The sequence below is a fragment of the Caulobacter sp. Root655 genome (assembly GCF_001427665.1).
In the GTDB taxonomy this organism is placed as follows: Bacteria; Pseudomonadota; Alphaproteobacteria; order Caulobacterales; family Caulobacteraceae; genus Caulobacter.
Genome location: NZ_LMHC01000027.1, coordinates 128,295 through 147,008, shown reverse-complemented (window position 1 = coordinate 147,008; position 18,714 = coordinate 128,295). Strand labels below are relative to the sequence as shown.

At 69.5% G+C, this 18,714-nt stretch carries 12 protein-coding genes; 9 read left to right on the top strand and 3 right to left on the bottom strand.

Annotation, left to right across the window (positions count from 1 at the left end; genetic code table 11):
* The first annotated feature begins 171 nt into the window (after positions 1–171).
* Complete coding sequence (locus tag ASD79_RS22340; protein ID WP_056725780.1) at positions 172–1,005, top strand: LysR substrate-binding domain-containing protein; 834 nt, start codon at positions 172–174, stop codon at positions 1,003–1,005.
* Here the strand turns inward: ASD79_RS22340 and ASD79_RS22335 are convergent.
* Positions 977–2,347, bottom strand: a complete 1,371-nt coding sequence (locus tag ASD79_RS22335; protein ID WP_082585079.1) for an FAD/NAD(P)-binding protein — start codon at positions 2,345–2,347, stop codon at positions 977–979. The two genes, ASD79_RS22340 and ASD79_RS22335, sit on opposite strands and share 29 nt — an antisense overlap.
* A 237-nt stretch (positions 2,348–2,584) precedes the next feature.
* Between ASD79_RS22335 and ASD79_RS22330 the strand changes: the two genes are divergently transcribed.
* Positions 2,585–3,502, top strand: coding sequence for an alpha/beta fold hydrolase (locus ASD79_RS22330; protein ID WP_056725777.1), 918 nt, complete (start codon positions 2,585–2,587; stop codon positions 3,500–3,502).
* 16 nt (positions 3,503–3,518) lie between these two features.
* Here ASD79_RS22330 and ASD79_RS22325 read toward each other — a convergent pair whose 3' ends face one another.
* Positions 3,519–4,448, bottom strand: coding sequence for a LysR family transcriptional regulator (locus tag ASD79_RS22325; RefSeq protein ID WP_056725773.1), 930 nt, complete (start codon positions 4,446–4,448; stop codon positions 3,519–3,521).
* Between the two features lie 100 nt (positions 4,449–4,548).
* On the opposite strand from ASD79_RS22325, the gene ASD79_RS22320 reads away from it, so the two are divergent.
* The 3 genes from ASD79_RS22320 (at position 4,549) to ASD79_RS22310 (ending at position 8,667) form a co-directional block, all read left to right on the top strand.
* The gene (locus ASD79_RS22320) at positions 4,549–5,712 is read left to right on the top strand and encodes an MFS transporter (protein WP_056725771.1); all 1,164 of its coding nucleotides are present in this window, start codon (positions 4,549–4,551) and stop codon (positions 5,710–5,712) included.
* Between the two features lie 127 nt (positions 5,713–5,839).
* Positions 5,840–6,874 carry an aldo/keto reductase gene (locus ASD79_RS22315; RefSeq protein WP_056725769.1) on the top strand — a complete coding sequence of 345 codons (1,035 nt, stop codon included), beginning with the start codon at positions 5,840–5,842 and terminating at the stop codon, positions 6,872–6,874.
* A 197-nt stretch (positions 6,875–7,071) separates the two neighbouring features.
* The gene (locus ASD79_RS22310; RefSeq protein WP_056725767.1) at positions 7,072–8,667 is read left to right on the top strand and encodes an FAD-dependent oxidoreductase; all 1,596 of its coding nucleotides are present in this window, start codon (positions 7,072–7,074) and stop codon (positions 8,665–8,667) included.
* Between the two features lie 192 nt (positions 8,668–8,859).
* On the opposite strand, the gene ASD79_RS22305 is transcribed toward ASD79_RS22310, so the two are convergent.
* Positions 8,860–10,083, bottom strand: coding sequence for an ROK family transcriptional regulator (locus ASD79_RS22305; protein WP_056725766.1), 1,224 nt, complete (start codon positions 10,081–10,083; stop codon positions 8,860–8,862).
* A 170-nt stretch (positions 10,084–10,253) separates the two neighbouring features.
* Between ASD79_RS22305 and ASD79_RS22300 the strand changes: the two genes are divergently transcribed.
* From ASD79_RS22300 to ASD79_RS22285, 4 genes are all read left to right on the top strand, one after another.
* Entirely contained in the window at positions 10,254–11,177 is a 924-nt protein-coding gene (locus ASD79_RS22300) for an ROK family protein (protein ID WP_056725764.1), read from the top strand.
* Between the two features lie 57 nt (positions 11,178–11,234).
* Positions 11,235–14,696, top strand: coding sequence for a glycoside hydrolase family 2 (locus tag ASD79_RS22295; RefSeq protein ID WP_056725761.1), 3,462 nt, complete (start codon positions 11,235–11,237; stop codon positions 14,694–14,696).
* Complete coding sequence (locus ASD79_RS22290) at positions 14,693–15,475, top strand: SGNH/GDSL hydrolase family protein (protein ID WP_235524557.1); 783 nt, start codon at positions 14,693–14,695, stop codon at positions 15,473–15,475. The genes ASD79_RS22295 and ASD79_RS22290 overlap by 4 nt, the downstream gene beginning before the upstream one ends.
* 211 nt (positions 15,476–15,686) lie before the next feature.
* The gene (locus ASD79_RS22285) at positions 15,687–18,653 is read left to right on the top strand and encodes a TonB-dependent receptor (protein ID WP_056725758.1); all 2,967 of its coding nucleotides are present in this window, start codon (positions 15,687–15,689) and stop codon (positions 18,651–18,653) included.
* Positions 18,654–18,714: the final 61 nt, after the last annotated feature.

Here is an 18,714-nt window from a genome sequence, read left to right as displayed (position 1 = left end):
GGCGATGCTTGAGAAATTCTGTGGGTGACCGCCAGAGACATTGAGGGTGTGCCGTCCCGTGAACCGTTGCGGCGCGAGCGCCTTTGCTCCACAGAGAAAGGCGTTGAAACCCTACTGGATCAATAGACTTATCCTCAGGGGTCATATCAGAGTTTCTTATAGGCATGCCTCATGGCCACCAACCTGCCGACCGAATTGCTACGCAGCTTCGTCGCCATCGTCGACTCCGGCTCGATGCTGAAGGCGACCGAGCGGGTGTTCGTCACCCAGTCGGCGCTGAGCCTGCAGATGAAGCGCCTGGAGGAGACGGTGCTGACGCCGCTGTTCCACCGCGACGGCCGCCGCCTGACCCTGACGGCCTCCGGTACGGCCCTGCTGGGCCATGCCCGCGAGATCCTGGCCCTCAACGACCGCGCGGTGGTGGCCCTGACCGGCGACGCCCTGGTCGGGCCGGTGCGAGTGGGACTGGTGCAGGATTTCGCCGAGACCCTGCTGTCGGGGGTGCTGGCCCGGTTCACCCAGCTCAATCCCGAGGTCCAGCTGCAGGTCAGGGTGGCCGGATCGCCGGAACTGCTGGACCTGCTGAACGGCGACCGGCTGGACGTGGTGCTGTGCATGGGCGCGCCGGAGGACGCCGCCGCCGTCCGCGTGGCGCCGATGGTCTGGCATGGCGATCCCGAACTGGCCAAGCGGTCGGTGCTGCCCCTGGCCATCCTCGAGCCGCCGTGCCGGTTCCGCGACGCGGCCCTGGCGGCGCTTGACCGCGACGGCCGGCCCTACCGCGTCGCCCTGGAGACCCCCAGCCTGTCGGCGCTGCGGGCGGCGGTCGAGGCGGGCCTGGCGGTCACCTGCCGCACGGCGCTGTTCCGGCCGCTGAGCACGCCGATCGAGGCGGGCCTGCCGGTGGTGCCGCAGGTGGCCTATGTGCGCCGGGTCGGTCCGGCCCCGCATCCGTCGATCGCCAAGCTGTCGGACCTCATGCACGCCGCGGCGCTAGAGCTCTGAGGATTTGCGCCGCGGCCTCGGCGGCCTGGACGCGGATGTCGGGCACGGCGTTGATCTCCCACAGCGCCCCGCGGGTGATCGGCCCGACGGCCAGCAGCGTCGGGTGCGCGCGACCCTGCACGTCGAGCACCCGATGGCCGGCGCCGACGTCGAGGCCCAGACGCAGCGGATCGGCGCGGATCAGGCCCTGACCGGCCAGGGACGCGATCAGCGGTTCGACGGACCGCTCGACGTCGGCCGAGGGGCCGGTGCAGTTGACGATCAGGTCGGCCCGCAATCGCCGCGTTTCGCGCGTTCCGCGCGGTCGCCACGCCACGTCGACCGTCCGGTCCTCCAGCAGGTCCGCCCGCCGCAGGTTCCCCGCCAGGATCCGCAGCTCGCCCGACGCCCGCATCCGGGCCGCCTGCTCGGCGACCTGCGGCGACAGCCGGTGGCGGTGAACGTCCCAGAAAGCCCGGGCATGGCGCAGGAAGGCGCCGCGCTGCCTGACGCTCCAACCGCGCCAGAGCGCCTGGGTCGCCGGCCGCAGGGCGTCGATCGCCGTGCGCCAGCCGTGACGTTCCGTGGCCGTCCGCAGCCAGGCCAGCGCGCCGACCGGGGTCAGGGACGGCGAAGGCGGATCGGGCAAGGGCGAAGGCGGAGCGCCCTGGTGTTCGCGCGGGGTCAGCCCTCGGCGCGACAGGGCGATCAGCGGCCGTCCGGGCGCGGTCCGGGCCAGGGACAGGGCCGCGTCGATCATCGTCAGACCGGTTCCCAGCAGCAGGATCGGCCCCTCGCCGGGCGGCAGGGCGGCCGGGTCCCAGCGCCAGGGATCGGCGACATAGGCGCTTGAGCCGGCCAGGTCCGCGCCGATCGCCTCGGGCGGCCGGGGCGGCGGATTGCCCAGGGCCAGGACCACGGCGTCGGCCTCGAACGCCCGGCCCATGCCGCAGGTCAGGGTCCAGCCCTGGCCGGCGCGGGTGATCGCGGTGATCTCGTCGGGCGTGATCACCAGGCGGCCGACGGCGGCCGGCCCCTCGGCCAACGCCGTCAGCAGGCCTTGCAGATAGCGCCCATAGTCGCCGCGCGTCGCGAACCCGCCCGAACCGACCTCGCGGCCCCGGCCGGCCAGCCAGTCCACGAAATCGTCGGGCCGATCCGGCCAGGCGCTCATGTTGCCGGCCCGTACGTTGAGGCGGTGGGCGGGGTCGTCGGTGGCGTAGGCCGCGCCCAGCCCGATCGGAGCGCGCCGCTCGACCAGCACCACCTTCACCGGCGACGGCTGGCGCAGCAGGTGCAGGGCGGTCATGACGCCGCTGAAGCCGGCGCCGATCATGGCGATCACGGGCGGGGAGGAACTCACGACGACCAAACCCTACACAATGAGTAGGAGTTCATCGCGCGGCGCACGGGGGTCACGCAAGCGATAAGGGCGACAGGATTCCGCCGACCCGGGTTCTTGTTCGGATCGGCCGCGGTTTTCATGAACCCGCTCAATCCTTTGCCCGATCGGCGCCCCGCGCTTGACGGCGCGCGGGCGCGGGGCGCCAGTGCGCGGGATCAGAGCCCGATCCTCTCGGGGTCCTGTCGGAGACCGACCATGTTCAGATCGATCGCCCTGGCGTTCGCGGTGCTGTGGCTGGGTTCGCCAGCCCTCGCCCAGATCGCGCCCTTTCCCAAGGATTTCCGCACCCAGGAGATCACCACCAACGGCGCGACGATCCACGTCCGGGTCGGCGGCCACGGGCCGGCGGTCGTGCTGCTGCACGGCTATGGCGAGACCGGCGACATGTGGGGCGCGATGGCCACCGACCTGGCCCGCGACCACACCGTCGTCGTGCCCGACCTGCGCGGCATGGGGCTGTCCTCCAGGCCGGCCGGCGGCTTCGACAAGAAGACCCAAGGCAGCGACGTGGCCGGGGTGCTGGACGCCCTGAAGATCGACAAGGCCGACCTGGTCACCCACGACATCGGCAACATGGTCGGCTACGCCTTCGCCGCCGAGCACCGCGACCGGGTCACCCGCTTCGTGCTGATCGACGCGCCGCTGCCGGGCGTCGGGCCGTGGGAAGAAATCCTCAAGAACCCGCTGCTGTGGCACTTCCGGTTCGGCGGCCCCGACATGGAACGCCTGGTGGCCGGCCGCGAGCGGATCTATCTCGACCGCTTCTGGAACGAGTTCTCGGCCACCCCGGCCCGCTTCACGGAGGCCTCGCGCCAGCACTACGCCAAGCTCTACGCCCAGCCAGGCGCCATGCATTCGGGCTTCGCCCAGTTCGCCGCCTTCGACCAGGACGCCATCGACAACAAGGCCTTCCTCGCTCAGGGCAAGCTGGCCATGCCGGTGCTCGGTCTCGGTGGCGAAAAGTCGTTCGGCACGACCATGGGCCAGGTGATGGCCTTCGCGGCCAGCAACGTCGAGACCGGGGTCGTGCCGGACTCCGGCCACTGGATCATGGAGGAGAACCCCAAGGCCACGGTGGCCTTGGTGCGGGCCTTTCTCGACAAGCCGGTCTGAACAGCCCGGCGTTCGCCTAGAGGACGGCGATAGCCGGCGGCCGCGTCAGGTCGACCTCCCCGACCAGGAAGTCGATCACCGCCCGCACACGCATCGGAAGTTGACCGCCGTGGCCGACATAGACGGCGTGGATCTCCTCGACGTCGCCGGGATTGCAGGCCTCCAGCACCGGGACCAACCGGCCGGCGGCGATGTCGCCGCCGATGTGGAAATGCGACAGCCGGGCCAGGCCCTGGCCGACCAGCACCAGCTGGCGCGAGGTCTCGCCGTCGCCGGCGGTGGCGTCGCCGTGGATCGGCAGCGACAGCCGCTCGCCCTCGAAGACGAACGGCCACTTGTCGCAATGGCGGGCGAAGTTGAAGCCGATGCAGTTGTGGCCGGCCAGGTCGCGCGGCGTCTTCGGCGCGCCGTGGCGGGCCAGATAGGCGGGTGAGGCCACCACGGCCATGGCGCTTTCGCCCAGCTTGCGGGCCATCAGTTGCGAGGCGCGCATCGGTCCGACGCGGATGGCCACGTCGGTGCGGGCGTCCATCAGGTCCACGACCGTGTCGCTGAGCACGATGTCGAGCGTGACCTGGGGATAGGCGGCGGAAAAGCGCGGAACCAGCGGCAGCAGGTGGTGCAGGCCGAACGGCACGTTGGAATTGATCCGCACCCGGCCGCGCGGGGCCTGGCTGGCGGCGACCGCGCACTCGGCCTCGTCGATGTCGGCCAGCACCCGCAGCGCCCGCTCGTGGAACGCCTCGCCCTCGGCGGTCAGCAGCAGCTTGCGGGTCGAGCGGTTGAGAAGCCGGGCGCCCAGGCGGGCTTCCAGCCGGCTGATCAGCTTGCTGACCGCCGACGGGGTCATCTTCAGGGCCCGCGCGGCCGGCGAGAAGCCGCCCAGTTCCACCGCGCGGGCGAACACTTCCATTTCGCCGGAGCGATTGACGTCCAGTCGGGCCATCTATGATCTCAGCTCACAGGTGTGCATCTTTCCGACAGTCTAATTCATGGGATGAGATCACACCATCTTCGCTGCTCGACATCGCCAGCGGAGCCTTACCTTGCCCCTCGCCCTCTACGCCCTGACCGTCGGCGCCTTCGGCATCGGCGTCACCGAGTTCGTGATCATGGGCCTGCTGCTGCAGGTCTCGGCCGATCTCGGCGTCTCCATCCCCCAGGCCGGCCTGCTGATGACCGGCTACGCGCTCGGCGTTTTCGTGGGCGCCCCGATCCTGACCATCGCCACCCGCCGCCTGCCCCGCAAGACCACCCTGCTGGTGCTGATGGCGATCTTCACCGTCGGCAACGTCGCCGCAGCCCTGGCCCCGAACTACGGCCTGCTGATGGTCGCCCGGATCGTCACGGCCCTGGCTCACGGCACGTTCTTCGGGGTCGGGTCGATGGTGGCGATGAGCCTGGTCGCGCCCGAGCGCAAGGCGTCGGCCATCGCCATCATGTTCACCGGCCTGACCCTGGCCACCCTGCTGGGCGTGCCGTTCGGCTCCTGGCTGGGCCTGGCCTTCGGCTGGCGCTCGACCTTCTGGGCGGTGGGCGCGATCGGCCTGGTCGCCCTCGTCGTGCTGACCGTCCTGGTTCCGCGCGACAAGGTAGCGGCCGAACCTGGTCCGCTGCGCGAGGAGTTCGCCGTGCTGGCCCGGCCGCAGGTGCAGATGGGCCTGCTGATGACCGTCCTGGGCTTCGGCGGCGTGTTCGCGGTCTTCACCTACATCCAGCCGATCCTCACGCAACTGGCCGGCTTCTCCAAGGAGGCGGTGTCGCCGATCCTGCTGGTGTTCGGGGCCGGCCTGGTCGGCGGCAACCTGGTCGGTGGGCGCTGGGCCGACAAAGCCCTGGCTCCGGCCCTGCTGGGATCGCTGGGCCTGCTGACCCTGGTGCTGGTGGCTTCGGCCTTCGGCTTCCACGACAGGGGCGGGGCGGTGGTCGCCGCCTTCGCGCTCGGCGCGGCCGCCTTCGCCACCGTCGCCCCGCTGCAGATGCGGGTGCTGCAGCAGGCCGGCGGCGCGGGCCAGGGCCTGGCCTCCAGCCTCAACATCGCCGCCTTCAACCTCGGCAACGCCTTCGGCGCCTGGCTGGGCGGCGCGGTGATCGCCCATGGACCCGGCCTGTCCGCCGTGCCCCTGATCGCCGCCGCCGTGCCGTTGTCGGCCCTGGGGTTGGCGGCGTTGAGTTTGTCGATCGAGCGGCGTGAGCTCAAGGCTGCCTGACTTTTCTCCATTTCCCCGGCGCAGGCCGGGGCCCAGATGAAACCCACGAGCTGCCCCGGATGAATCTGGGTCCCGGCCTTCGCCGGGAAAGCGGAGGTGGGTTGGATTTCAAGAAGAGGACAACCCCATGGAATATCGCCAACTCGGAAAATCGGGCCTCAGGGTCCCTGCCCTCAGCTTCGGCGCGGGCACCTTCGGCGGCCAGGGCCCGTTGTTCAGCGCCTGGGGCGACACCGACGTCGCCCAGGCCCGACGGCTGATCGACATCTGCCTGGAGGCCGGCGTCACCCTGTTTGACACCGCCGACGTCTATTCGAACGGCGCTTCGGAAGAGATTCTCGGCGAGGCCCTGCAAGGCCGCCGCGACCAGGCGCTGATCTCCACCAAGCTGGGCCTGCCGATGGGCGACGGGCCGCTGGACGCCGGGACCTCGCGCCTGCGCCTGACGCGCGGCGTCGAGGCGGCGCTCAAGCGCCTGCGCACCGACCGCATCGACCTGCTGCAACTGCACGCCTTCGACGCCTTCACACCGGTGGAGGAAACCCTGTCGACGCTCGACGACCTCGTGAGATCCGGCAAGGTGCTCTATGTCGGGGCCAGCAACTTCTCCGGCTGGCAGTTGATGAAGTCACTGGCCGCCGCCGACCGTCACGGCTGGCCGCGCTACGTCGCCAACCAGACCTACTATTCGCTGGTCGGCCGCGACTACGAGCACGAACTGATGCCGCTGGGGATCGACCAGGGCGTCGGGGCCATGGTCTGGAGCCCGCTGGGCTGGGGTCGCCTGACCGGCAAGATCCGTCGCGGCCAACCCCTGCCCGCCGTCAGCCGCCTGCACGAGACCGCCGACATCGGCCCGCCGGTCGACGACGAAAAGCTCTACGCCGTGGTCGACGCCCTCGATGCGATCGCCGCCGAGACCGGCAAGACCCTGCCGCAGATCGCCATCAACTGGCTGCTGCGCCGGCCCACCGTCTCCAGCGTGATCGTCGGGGCCCGCGACGAGGCGCAGCTGCGCCAGAACCTCGGCGCGGTCGGCTGGACCCTGACCCCCGAGCAGGTGGCCCGCCTCGACGCCGCCAGCGCCGTGACCCCGGCCTATCCTCACTATCCCTACTGGCGCGAAGGGGGATTCAAGGCGGTCAATCCGCCGCCGGTCTAGGCGCTCCAAACTTGTCCGGAGGCGCACGCGGCTTACCAGAGCGTGCACGCCTCCGGACCCCGTCGCCGCGAAATGCGGCGCGGGCTGCAAGCGTCAGCGGCGCCTCGCGGGCAATCGCGCGGCGCCGCCGTCTTTGATTGACGCCCCGGAACCAGACCTTTCGCATACCGCCCAGTTCATCGAGCCCAGGGGTAGGCATGCCGGTCAGCCGTCGCAATTTCATTCACGCCATCGGCGCGGCCGGCGGCTACAGCGCCGCCTTCACGGCGATGCAAGCCCTGGGCCTGCTGACGCCGAGCACGGCGTTCGCCGGCGCGCCGCCGGACCTGGCCAAGGGCGGCGGCGGCAAGGGCGCCAAGGTGGTGATCCTCGGGGCCGGCGTGGCGGGCATGGCGGCGGCCTGGGAACTGGGCAAGGCCGGCTACGACTGCACGATCCTCGAAGCCCGGGCCCGCACCGGCGGGCGCGTCTGGACCGTGCGCAAGGACGACGCGATCGAGATGACCGACGGCTCGCGCCAAGTCTGCCAGTTCGACGAAGGCCAGTACATGAACGCCGGCGCCGCGCGCCTGCCCAGCCACCACCAGATCGTTCTGGGCTATTGCCGCGAGCTGGGCGTCGAACTGGAGGTCGAGGTCAATTCCAGCCGCAGCGCCCTGCTGCTCAATCCCGAGGCCAATGGTGGCAAGCCGATCCAGATGCGCACGGCGATCAACGACACCCGCGGCCACGTCTCCGAACTGCTGGCCAAGGCGATCAACACCGGCGCCCTCGACCAGGACCTGACCCCGCAGGACAAGGAGCGGATGGTCGCGTTCCTCAAGACCTATGGCGACCTGTCGCCGGACCTCTTCTACAAGGGCTCCGAGCGGGCCGGCCTGAAAACCGAACCCGGCGCCGGCCGCGAGGTCGGCACGCCTCACGACCCGCTGGATATGAGCGTGCTGCTCGACGAGAACCTCTGGAACGGCGTGCTGTTCGAGGAGGTCATCGACATGCAGGCCACCATGTTCCAGCCCAAGGGCGGCATGGACGCCATCCCCCATGCCTTCGCCAAGGCCCTGGGACCCAGGATCATCAAGCGCCGCTGCGAGGTGCGCCAGATCCGCAAGACCGGAAAAGGCGTCAAGGTCGTCTATCGCGACATGGTCGCCAAGGCCGACATGACGATCGAGGCCGACTACTGCATCTCGACCATCCCGCTGCCGGTGCTGGCCAAGATCGACGCCGACTTCAGCCCCGCCTACAAGGCCGCGATCGCCCGCACGCCCTATCGCGACAGCATCAAGATCGCCTGGCAGGCCCCGCGCTTCTGGGAAGGGCCCAAGTACCAGATCTATGGCGGCCTCTCGTTCGTGAAGGGGCCCAGCAACATGGTCTGGTACCCCAGCTATGGCCTGCACTCGAAGACCGGGGTGATCCTGGGCTGCTACACCGGCGGACCCGGCGCCGCCGAGATGATGAAGATGTCGCGCCCCGCCCAGATCGAGCACACCCGCAAGGTCATCGAGGCCATGCACCCCGGTTGTGGCCAGCTGCTGGAAAAGCCTCTGCAGGTGCAGTGGGCAGCGGTGCCCCATACCCTGGGCATCGGCGTGGGCTGGGCCAGCGACGACGAGCCCGACTACCACCTGCTGGGTCAGCCAGATGGTCCGATCCACTTCGCCGGCGAGTATCTCAGTCATGTCGGCGCCTGGCAGGAGGGCGCGATCCGCGCGGCCCACCGCGCCATCGTCATGCTCGACGCCCAGCACCGCAAGGCCCAGCCGGTGACGGCCCAGCGGGTGATCTGATACAGACGAGCAGCGCCCCCTAGGCCGCTGGCCCTTTGTGGTTGTCATCCCGGCCTCCGCGAAGCGGAGAGCCGGGACCCAGGGGCCGGCGCAATGCGATTGCCCTGGGTCCCGGCTCCGCGGTCCGCTATGCGGCCCTTGGCCGGGATGACAACAACAGGGGGACTTCAATGGAGTCCCGGCTGGTAACCCTCAGCCCTGGCTGGTCTTCATCAGGGCGGCGCGGGACGGCAGCAGCTGGTCCATGAATGGCAGCAGGGCGGCGCCGACCGCCGGGCCGTCGGCCGAGGTCGCGGCGCGCTCGACCGGGGCCAGGGCGGGCACGTCCTCGAGCCGGGCCAGGCGGGCGTTGACCGCCGTCACCAGCCGGTCGATCAGGTCGGTGGGCAGGCGGCCGCCGATATAGATGGCCTCGGGATTGACCACGCAGCTGATCCCCACGAACGGCTGGACCAGCAGTTTGGCGCTGAGGGCGATCCACTCCTCGACCAAGGCCTGGCCCTTCGGCGGCAGGTCGGCCAACTGATCGGGGCGGCCGACCGTGACGCCGCCGGCTTCCAGATGCGCGTAGAGAGCCGACAGCGACACCACCGCCTGCAACGACCGCGCCGTGGTCTTGGGCGAGCGGACGGGCAGAAAGCCGATCTCGCCGCTGCGCCCTTGCGCGCCCCGGAAATAGTTACCCTCGACCACCAGGCCGCCGCCCAGACCGGACGAGATCAGCACATAGAAGAAGCTGGGCTTGCGCAGGCCATGACCGAACTGCAGCTCGCCCAGGGCGGCGGCGGCGGCGTCATTCTCGAGAAACACCGGCAACGGCAGGACGTCGGCCAGCAGTTGGCTGACGTCGGCCGAACTCCAGACGTCGTAGTTTTCCGGGCGATGCGGCAGGTCCACGCGGCCCAAGTCGTCGGGCAGGGCCACGCCGATGCCCGCCAGGCGAGGCGGCCGATCCTTCCATGCCACCAGCATCTTGCGGATCTGGATCTTGCAGAACCGGGCCACGTCTTCCGGCAGCGGGAATTCGATCTCTTGGCTGGCGCGGGCCCGCACCGCCCCCAGCAGGTCGAGCATGACGACGGTGATGTGATCGCGGTCGATATTGACCCCGATCGACAGACAGCCGTCCGGATTGATCATCAGGTTCATGGCTGGCTGGCCGCGCGCGCCCTGAACCCGTCCGGCCTCGAGGATCAGTCCGTCGTCGAGCAACCGCTTGGTGATGTTGGCGACGGCCGGCGGCGTCAGGCCGCTGATCTGGGCCAGGGCCACGCGGGTGATCGGCCCGCCGACCCGGATCGCCTGCAGGATGACCCGCTGATTGTGGTCGCCGACCCGCTCCAGGTTGGCGCCCGAAAGGCTGGCGCCGGCGGTGCGCTTCCGGTTCGACTTCCGCGAGGCTTCCAAGGGCGGCATCCGGTGATCCTGAGCAAGAGCGTTCCTAGTAGCATCGCCTTGGCGGGCGGCGATAGCGACCGGCGGCGCATTGGATTATTTAAATTACTTTCTTTATTCGCCATCCCTGGCTATGAGCGAAATTGGCAGCGCGCCACAGCACGCGCGCCGGAAGGGCGGAGGACGACGGGTTGATTCAGGTCGGCGTTGATTTTGGCGGCACGAAAATCGAGGCCGCCGCCCTGGCCCCGAACGGCGACTTCCTGGCCCGCGTCCGCGCGCCCAATCCCGGATCCTACGACGCCGCCATCGCGACGGTCCGCGACCTGGTCGCCCAGGTCGAACGGCAGGCCGGCGCGCGCGGTTCGATCGGGGTCGGCGCGCCCGGGTCGGTGTCGCCGCGCACCGGCGTCATGCGCAACGCCAACTCCACCTGGCTGAACGGCCGCCGCTTCCGCGAGGACCTGGAAACCGGCCTGGGCCGTCCCGTTCGGCTGGCCAACGACGCCAACTGCCTGGCCCTGTCCGAGGCCGTCGACGGCGCGGCGGCGGGCCTGAAGGTGACCTTCGCGGTGATCATCGGCACCGGCTGCGGCGGCGGGCTGGTGGTCGACGGCAAGCTGGTCGAGGGCGCCAACGGCGTGGCCGGCGAGTGGGGCCACACGCCCCTGCCCTGGCCGAAGACCCATGAGACGCCGGGGCCGGCCTGCTGGTGCGGCCGGCATGGCTGCCTGGAGACCTGGATCTCCGGCACCGGCCTGCGCCGCGACCATGCCGCGCGCACCGGCCAGGAGCTGACCGGCGAGGCGATCATCGCCGCCGCCCGGGCCGGCGAGGCCGAGGCCGTGATCAGCTTCGACCGTTATCTCGATCGCCTGGCTCGCGGCCTGGCGGTGATCTGCGACATCGCCGATCCCGACGCCTTCGTGTTCGGCGGCGGGCTTTCCAATGTCGGCGAGCTCTATGAGCGGCTGCCGGGCCTCATCGAACCGCACGTGTTCTCCGACGGCTGGCGCGCCAGGCTGGCGCCCGCCCATTGGGGCGACTCGTCGGGCGTGCGAGGCGCCGCGCGTCTGTGGACCACCGCGGAGGCGCAAGCCGCCGTCGACGCCTGATCAGACCACCTGAAGACAAGCGGTCCACAGAGGCCGGCCCGAGGAGGACACCCCGTCATGACCACCTTCGCCCGCCGGATCTCACGCCTGTCCCTGCTGGCCTCCTGCGCCTTGCTCCTGACGACCCCGGTCCAGGCCCAGACCTCCTCCGTCTACGGACCTTACAACGCCGACCTGCCGCGCGGCGGCGACGGCTTGACCAAGCCCCTGGCCGGCCCGTCTCCCGCACCCTTGCCCGCCGAAGGGCCGTGGACGCTGCAAGGCTGGGTGAAGGCGATGACGGCGACGGCCGGACGGGTCGTGGTGGCCGGGGTCGGCGACACGGCCACAGGCCGCTTCCTGATGCTGGACGACGGCGCGCCGGCCGTGACGGCCGGTGGGTCGGTGGTGAAGGGCCAAGGGGCGCTGAAGCCCGGCGTCTGGCGCCATGTCGCGGCGGTGTCGGACGGGACCAAGGTCTCGCTCTATCTGGATGGCGCCAAGGTGGGCGAAGGCCGGGCGGCTCCCGTCGGCCCGGCGGGGGTGCTGCAGCTGGGCCCGCGCAAGCTGGCCGGAACCCAGCCGTTCGGCGGCCAGATCGCCGGGTTCACGGCCGAGGGCCGGGCGCGGAGCCCCGCCGAACTCAAGACCCTAGCCGCCGCCCGCCCCGATCCAGGCCTGACGGTGTTCGAGACCGGCAGCCCGTCCTGGCCGGTGCAGGTGCGCCAGATGTACGGTCAGGTCGCGCCGCAGGATGCATGGACGCGGCCCAAGAGCCAGGGGCCAGTCCCCAAGCCGGTCGCCATCCCGGCCTATGCCGGCCCCGCCCTGCGCCCCGCCCCGGAGTTCGGCGGCGACCAGGCCTGGGTCGTGGCCAGTTGGTCGCTGGCCGAGGCCCCGAAAGTCACCGCCGAAAAGACAGCGCTGTCCAAGCCAGGGTTCGACACCCGGACCTGGTATCGCGCCACCGTGCCCGGCACGGTGCTGACCACCCTGGTCGACCGCGGCGTCTATCCGGACCCGGACTACGCCCTCAACAACACCGCCATCCCGGAATCGCTGAACAAGCAGGACTACTGGTACCGCGCCGAGTTCGACGCCCCCGGCGGCCAGGACGGCCGCCACCAGCAACTGATCTTCAAGGGGATCAACTACGCCGCCGAGATCTGGCTGAACGGCGAGAAGCTGGGCGAGCTGAAGGGCGCCTTCATCCGTGGCCAGTTCGACGTCACCGGCAAGCTGAGGCCCGGGGCGCGCAACGCCATCGCCGTCAAGATCTCGCCGCCGCCGCATCCGGGCCTCGCCCACGAGGAGTCGCTGACCGCCGGGGTCGGCGAGAACGGCGGCCTGCAGGCCCTGGACGGCCCGACCTTCATCGCCAGCGAGGGCTGGGACTGGATTCCTAGCGTCCGCGACCGCAACACCGGCCTGTGGCAGGACGTGGTGCTGCGCTCGACCGGCCCGGTGCGGATCGGCGACAGCCATGTGGTCACCACGCTTCCCCAGGTGGCGGGCAAGCCGGACAACAGCGTCGCCGACATCGAGATCACCGTGCCGGTCGAGAACCTGACTGACACCCCGGTCCAGGCCACGGTCCGCGCCGCCTTCGACACCGTGGCCGTCGAGAAGGTCGTGACCCTGGCCCCCGGCGCGGGCGAGGTCCGTTTCGCGCCCGCCGAGTTCCAGCAGTTGTCGGTCCAGAACCCCAAACTCTGGTGGCCCAACGGCTACGGCGAGCCGGCCCTGCACGGGTTGCGGCTGTCGGCCCTGGCCAACGGCAAGGCGTCCGACCGGCAGGACAGCCGTTTCGGCATCCGCCAGATGACCTACGAGCTGTCGCTGATGGAAGAAGGCGGCGACCTGCGGCGGGTCGAGGTCGATTTTTCCAAGGCCCGCCAGCTGGGTCAGGACGTCACCGACGGCAGCCACGAGGGCGTCCGCAAGGTCGCCGACGGCTGGGCCACCTCCTTGACCAAGGTCGGCGAAACCTCGCCCGCGGTACGCGACGTGCCCGACACCGGCCTGACGCCCTACCTGGTCATCAAGGTCAACGGCGTGAAGATCGCCGCCAAGGGCGGCAACTGGGGCACGGACGACTGGCGCAAGCGGGTGTCGCGCGAACGGCTGGAGCCCTATTTCCGCCTGCACAAGGAAGCCCACCTCAACACCATCCGCAACTGGGTGGGGCAGAACACCGAGGACGTGTTCTTCGACCTGGCCGACGAGTACGGCCTGCTGGTGCTCAACGACTTCTGGGCCTCGACCCAGGACTACCAGCTGGAGCCGCAGGACGTGCCGCTGTTCCTGAAGAACGCCGCCGACGTCATCGCCCGCTACCGCAACCACCCCTCGATCGCCCTGTGGTTCGGCCGCAACGAGGGCATTCCGCAGCCGATCCTCAACGAGGGCCTGGAGGCGCTGGTCCACGAGCTGGACGGCACGCGCTGGTACACCGGCAGCTCCAACCGGGTGAACCTGCAGAACAGCGGGCCCTATAACTACCGCGAGCCGGAGACCTACTACACCGAGCACGCCAAGGGCTTCTCGGTCGAGGTCGGCACGCCATCCTTCCCGACCCTGGAGGCCTTCGAGGCCGCCGTTCCGGCCCCCGACCGCTGGCCGATCAGCGACGTCTGGGCCTATCACGACTGGCACCCGACCGGGAACGGCGCGACCAAGACCTTCATGGACGCCATGACCGCCAAGCTGGGCGCGCCCACCAGCCTCGAGGACTTCGAGCGCAAGGCCCAGCTGATGAACTACGAGACCCACCGGGCGATCTTCGAGGGCATGAACGCCGAGCTGTGGACCAAGTCGTCGGGCCGTCTGTTGTGGATGACCCAGCCAGCCTGGCCCAGCACCATGTGGCAGATCCTCAGCCACGACTACGACACCCACGCCTCGTACTACGGGACCCAGAAGGGCTCGGAGATCGTCCACGTCCAGATGAACTTCCCCGACCACCGGCTGGAACTGGTCAACAACGGCGCCGCCGCGATCACCGGAGCGACCCTGCGGGCCCGGGTCCTGGGCCTGGACGGCAAGCCGTTGGCCGAGCGCTCGAGCCGGATCGACGCCGCCGCCAATGGCGTCGCCCAGGGCGAGGTCCTGGACTTGGCCGGTTCATTGGCCGTCCAGGGCGCGGTAATCGTGCGGCTGGACCTGACCGCCGCCGACGGAACGCCGCTGTCGAGCAACCTCTACTGGCTGGCGCGCGACGCGGCCGGCAGCCGTCAGCTGTCGGCCATGGCCGCCCAGCCGGTGTCGATCGCGGCCAGCTCGACCAAGGCGGGCGACGAGACGGTGGTCACCGTGTCGCTGACCAACACCGGCGCGGCCCCGGCCCTGAACGGCAAGCTGACCCTGGTCGACGACAAGGGCCGGCGGATCCTGCCGGCCTACTACGCCGACAACTACGTCTCGCTGCTGCCCGGCGAACAACGGGCGGTGCAGATCCGCTATCCCGCCGGTCCGGTCGCCGGGGCCAAGGTCGCGCTGCGCGGCTGGAACGTGACGCCGGCCGTGGCGGTGGTGCGGTGAGCCGCGCGCGCCTGGACCGGCGGGCGATCATGGCCGGCGGCCTGGGCTTGGCCCTGACGGCCCGCGCGGCCCAGGCCCAGGCCCAGGCCCCGCTCACGACCCCGTCCCAGATCCCGCCGCAAGTCCCGCCCCTGGCTCCGATGAGCCCACAGGAGGCGCGGCTTCGCACCGATTGGCCCTACCTCCAGCGCTACGCCGCCGAGAACGCCGTCGACCGCGACCTGCCCGCCGAGCGGCGGCGGGTGGTGTTCATGGGCGACTCGATCACCGAGGGCTGGCGGACCGCCCGTCCCGCCTTCTTCGTCGACCACGGCTTCCTCGGCCGCGGGATCAGCGGCCAGGTGACGGCCCAGATGCTGGTGCGGTTCTGGCCGGACGTGATCGCCCTGAAGCCCCGGGCGGTGCACATCCTGGCCGGGATCAACGACATCGCCGAAAACGCCGGGCCCTACGACCCGGTCGCCACCCAGGCCAATCTCCAGGCCATGACCGTGCTGGCCCAGGCCAATGGCGTGCATGTCGTGCTGGCCGCCGTCACCCCGGCCCTCGATTTCCCGTGGCGGCCGGGACTGGCGCCGCCGGCCAAGGTCGCCGCCCTTAATGACTGGCTCAGAGCCTTCGCGGCGCGAAGCGGCGCCGGCTTGGCCGACTACACCCGGGTCCTGGACGACGGCGCGGGCGGCATGCGGCCGGGCCTGGCCTATGACGGGGTGCATCCGACCGCCGAAGGCTACGCCGCCATGGAGCCCGTGACCCTGACCGCGCTGACGAATGTGTGATCCCAAAGCGCCATAAATTAAAATGAGTTTAGGAAAGACGTCGCCGTGTTGACAGCGCTGTCTTACACCCCTAGGTTCAAATTACCGGCATGCCAAAAAAGCCGGACTTCCACGGGAGGATGCGCAGGCATCCCTCAATCTCCGCGTCTTGGCTCGCTCGGCTCCGCTGATCGAGAACGAGAACTGCTGCCGCAAATCAGGGGAATGCATAATGACCACAACGTCTTATCGATCACGCGCGGCCTTGCTATCGGCCGCCTCGGTCTTGGTGCTGCTCGCCGCCGGCCAGGCCGCGGCGCAGACCGCGCCGGCGCCCGCCGAAAAACCCGCTGAGGTTGAAGCGGTCATCGTCACCGGTTTCCGGGCTTCGCTCGCCAACGCCCTGAACCTCAAGAAGAACTCGAACCTGATCATCGAGTCGGTCACCGCCGAGGACATGGGCAAGTTCCCGGATCAGAACATCGCCGAGTCCCTGCAGCGCATGCCCGGCGTGCAGATCGACCGCGAGAACGGCCAGGGCACCAAGGTCCGCATCCGCGGCCTGGACCAGAACGTCACGGTCCTGAACAACGACATCTTCGTCAGCGGCCTGGAGCTGTTCCGCCTCTACGAAGGCAAGATCGCCCAGGATAACTCGCTGGAAGGCATCCCCTCGCAGCTGATCGGCGGCGTCGACGTCTACAAGTCGCCGGACGCCTCGCTGCTGGAAGGCGGCCTGGGCGGCATCATCAACCTGAAGACCCGCAACGCGCTCAGCCTGCGGGACGACACGACGATCGCCGGCGACATCCGCGGCCAGAAGGGCACGGGCGGCGACTGGACCCCGACCGGCTCGCTGGTCCTGGGCCACAAGTTCAGCGACCGCTTCGCCGTGCTGGGCACGGTGTCCTATGACAAGACCGACAGCCACACCGACGTGCTGGCCGGCGAGAACCGCGGCGGCTGGGCCTATGAGGACCGTCCTCAAGGCGCCGGCACGGTCGACGTCTGGTCGCCGGAATACCGCTACGCCACCTATCGCGACCAGGAACGCAAGCGCCTGGGCGCCTCGATCAATGTCGACTTTGCCCTGACCGATTCCGTGCAGCTGACGGCCGACTGGTTCCACTCCGACCTGAAGATCCTGACCAGCGAAGCCTCGATCAAGTTCCCGTTCGCCAACGAGGGCGCCAACTATTCGGCGGCGGGGTTCTCGAAGGACACCAACGGCGTCCTGCAAACCGGCACGGTCACCGCCAATTCGGCCGAAGGCACCTCCTATGTGCAGAATGCCGAGGCCAAGACCGACAACTTCCAGCTGGCCGCCAACTGGGACAACGGCGGTCGCCTGACCGGCAGCGTTCGTGGCGCCTATTCGAAGAGCGACTACACCAGCGACAGCGCCAACAACGACGTCCGCTACACCCAGTACGGCGTGCGCAACGGCACGGCGGCCGGGCTGATCCCCAACGCCACCGCCCCGGCGACCTTCATCTACACCTACACGAACGGCGACAACCCGACCTTCACCCCGGCCAATCCCAGCCAGTTCACCACCCCCAGCAGCGTCTTCGCCAAGTCGCACTGGGTGTTCGGCGAGCGCACCGGCATCGAGAACACCTCGGTCCGCGCCGACTTCAAGTATCGTCCGGAGTTCGGTGAAAACGGCAATCTGACGCTCAGCGCCGGCGCCCGCTACGCCGAGCGCAAGGTCGATTCCGACTTCCTGCTCCTGCTGGCCGACTATTCCGGCAAGGGCGAGTTGAACGGCCAGGCGCTGGGCCAGGACTGGACGCCGCTCGGCTACTTCCAGGACGGGGCCATCGGCTTCAAGTCGTGCGGCCTGCCGGCCGGCACGCCGGGTCGTCCCAACTGCGGCCAGACCGCGACCGACGACGGCCGCTTCGGCGCCTCGCCGGCCCTGATCACCCCGTACCAGACGGCGGCGAGCAACCCGGAACGCTTCGAGACCCTGACCGTCGGCGGGATCACGGCCCTGTTCCAGAACCGCGACCAGATGAAGAACCCGGTCGGCTGGCTGTCGGCGCTCTATCCCTCGACGCCGTTCAAGTACTATCGGGACCCGATCCAGTCGTTCAAGGTCAAGGAAAAGACCACCACCGGCTACATGATGGCCGATGCGGGCGGCGCGGATGACGGCTATCACCTGAACGGCGGCGTGCGGGTGGTGAAGACCGAGCTGACCATCGACGCCAGCGCCACCCCGACCGTGCCCAACTTCTACGGGACCGACAGCTGGAACGGCGTGATCTCCAATCCGGAGAACATCACGACGTCGCGCTCCTATACCGACGTCCTGCCCAGCGTCAGCGGCGTGTTCAACATCAACGACACCGACAAGGTCCGCGTCTCGGCGGCTCGCGTGGTGTCGCGCCAGAACCTGTTCCAGCTGGCCACGGGCTCTAGCTACAACTTCACCCGCAGCTCGACGCCGGGCCCCAACCTCAACCGCTTCCTCTACACCAACGGCAGCGGCGGCAACGCGGAACTCGATCCCTATCGCGCCTCGCAATTCGACGTCGCCTACGAGCGCTACATGGGCTCGCAGGGCCTGTTCTCGGCCGCGCTGTTCTACAAGAACGTCGACTCGTTCATCCAGACCGAGACGGTCTCGCGGACGGTGGCCGACGGTTCCGTGGCGGGCGCGACGACCGGCATCTTCAACCAGCCGATCAATGGCGAGGGCGGCACGATCAAGGGCCTCGAACTGGCCGCGCAGTACGCCTTCGACAATGGGTTCGGCTTCACCGCCAACTACACCTACTCGGACTCCAAGACCTCGATCTCCAACGACTATGACGACCACCTGCCGATCCCCGGCGTGGCCAAGAACGCCTTCAACGTCCAGGGCTACTACGAGGGCCACGGCTTCGAGGCGCGCCTGTCCTACGCCTGGCGTGACAAGAGCTTCCAGGGCAACTTCGGCTTCGGCGTCGACAACAGCGCCGGCGGCGGCGTCGACGACGCCCACAAGCTGGGGACCTGGGAGCGGGCCTATGGCCAGCTCGACGGTCAGATCGGCTACGCGATCAACGACCAGATCAAGGTGGTGCTGGAAGGCATCAACCTGACCAAGGAAGAGACCGGCCGCTACCTGCAGTGGGAAAACCTGCCGTTCCGCTACGCCACCGGCGACCGCCGGATCGTGCTGGGCGCGCGGTTCAAGTTCGGCATGTAGCAGGGCTGGCGTGGCGACGGCTCGTCCGTCGCCACGCCGATCTCGTCGTCGTCGCGGAGAG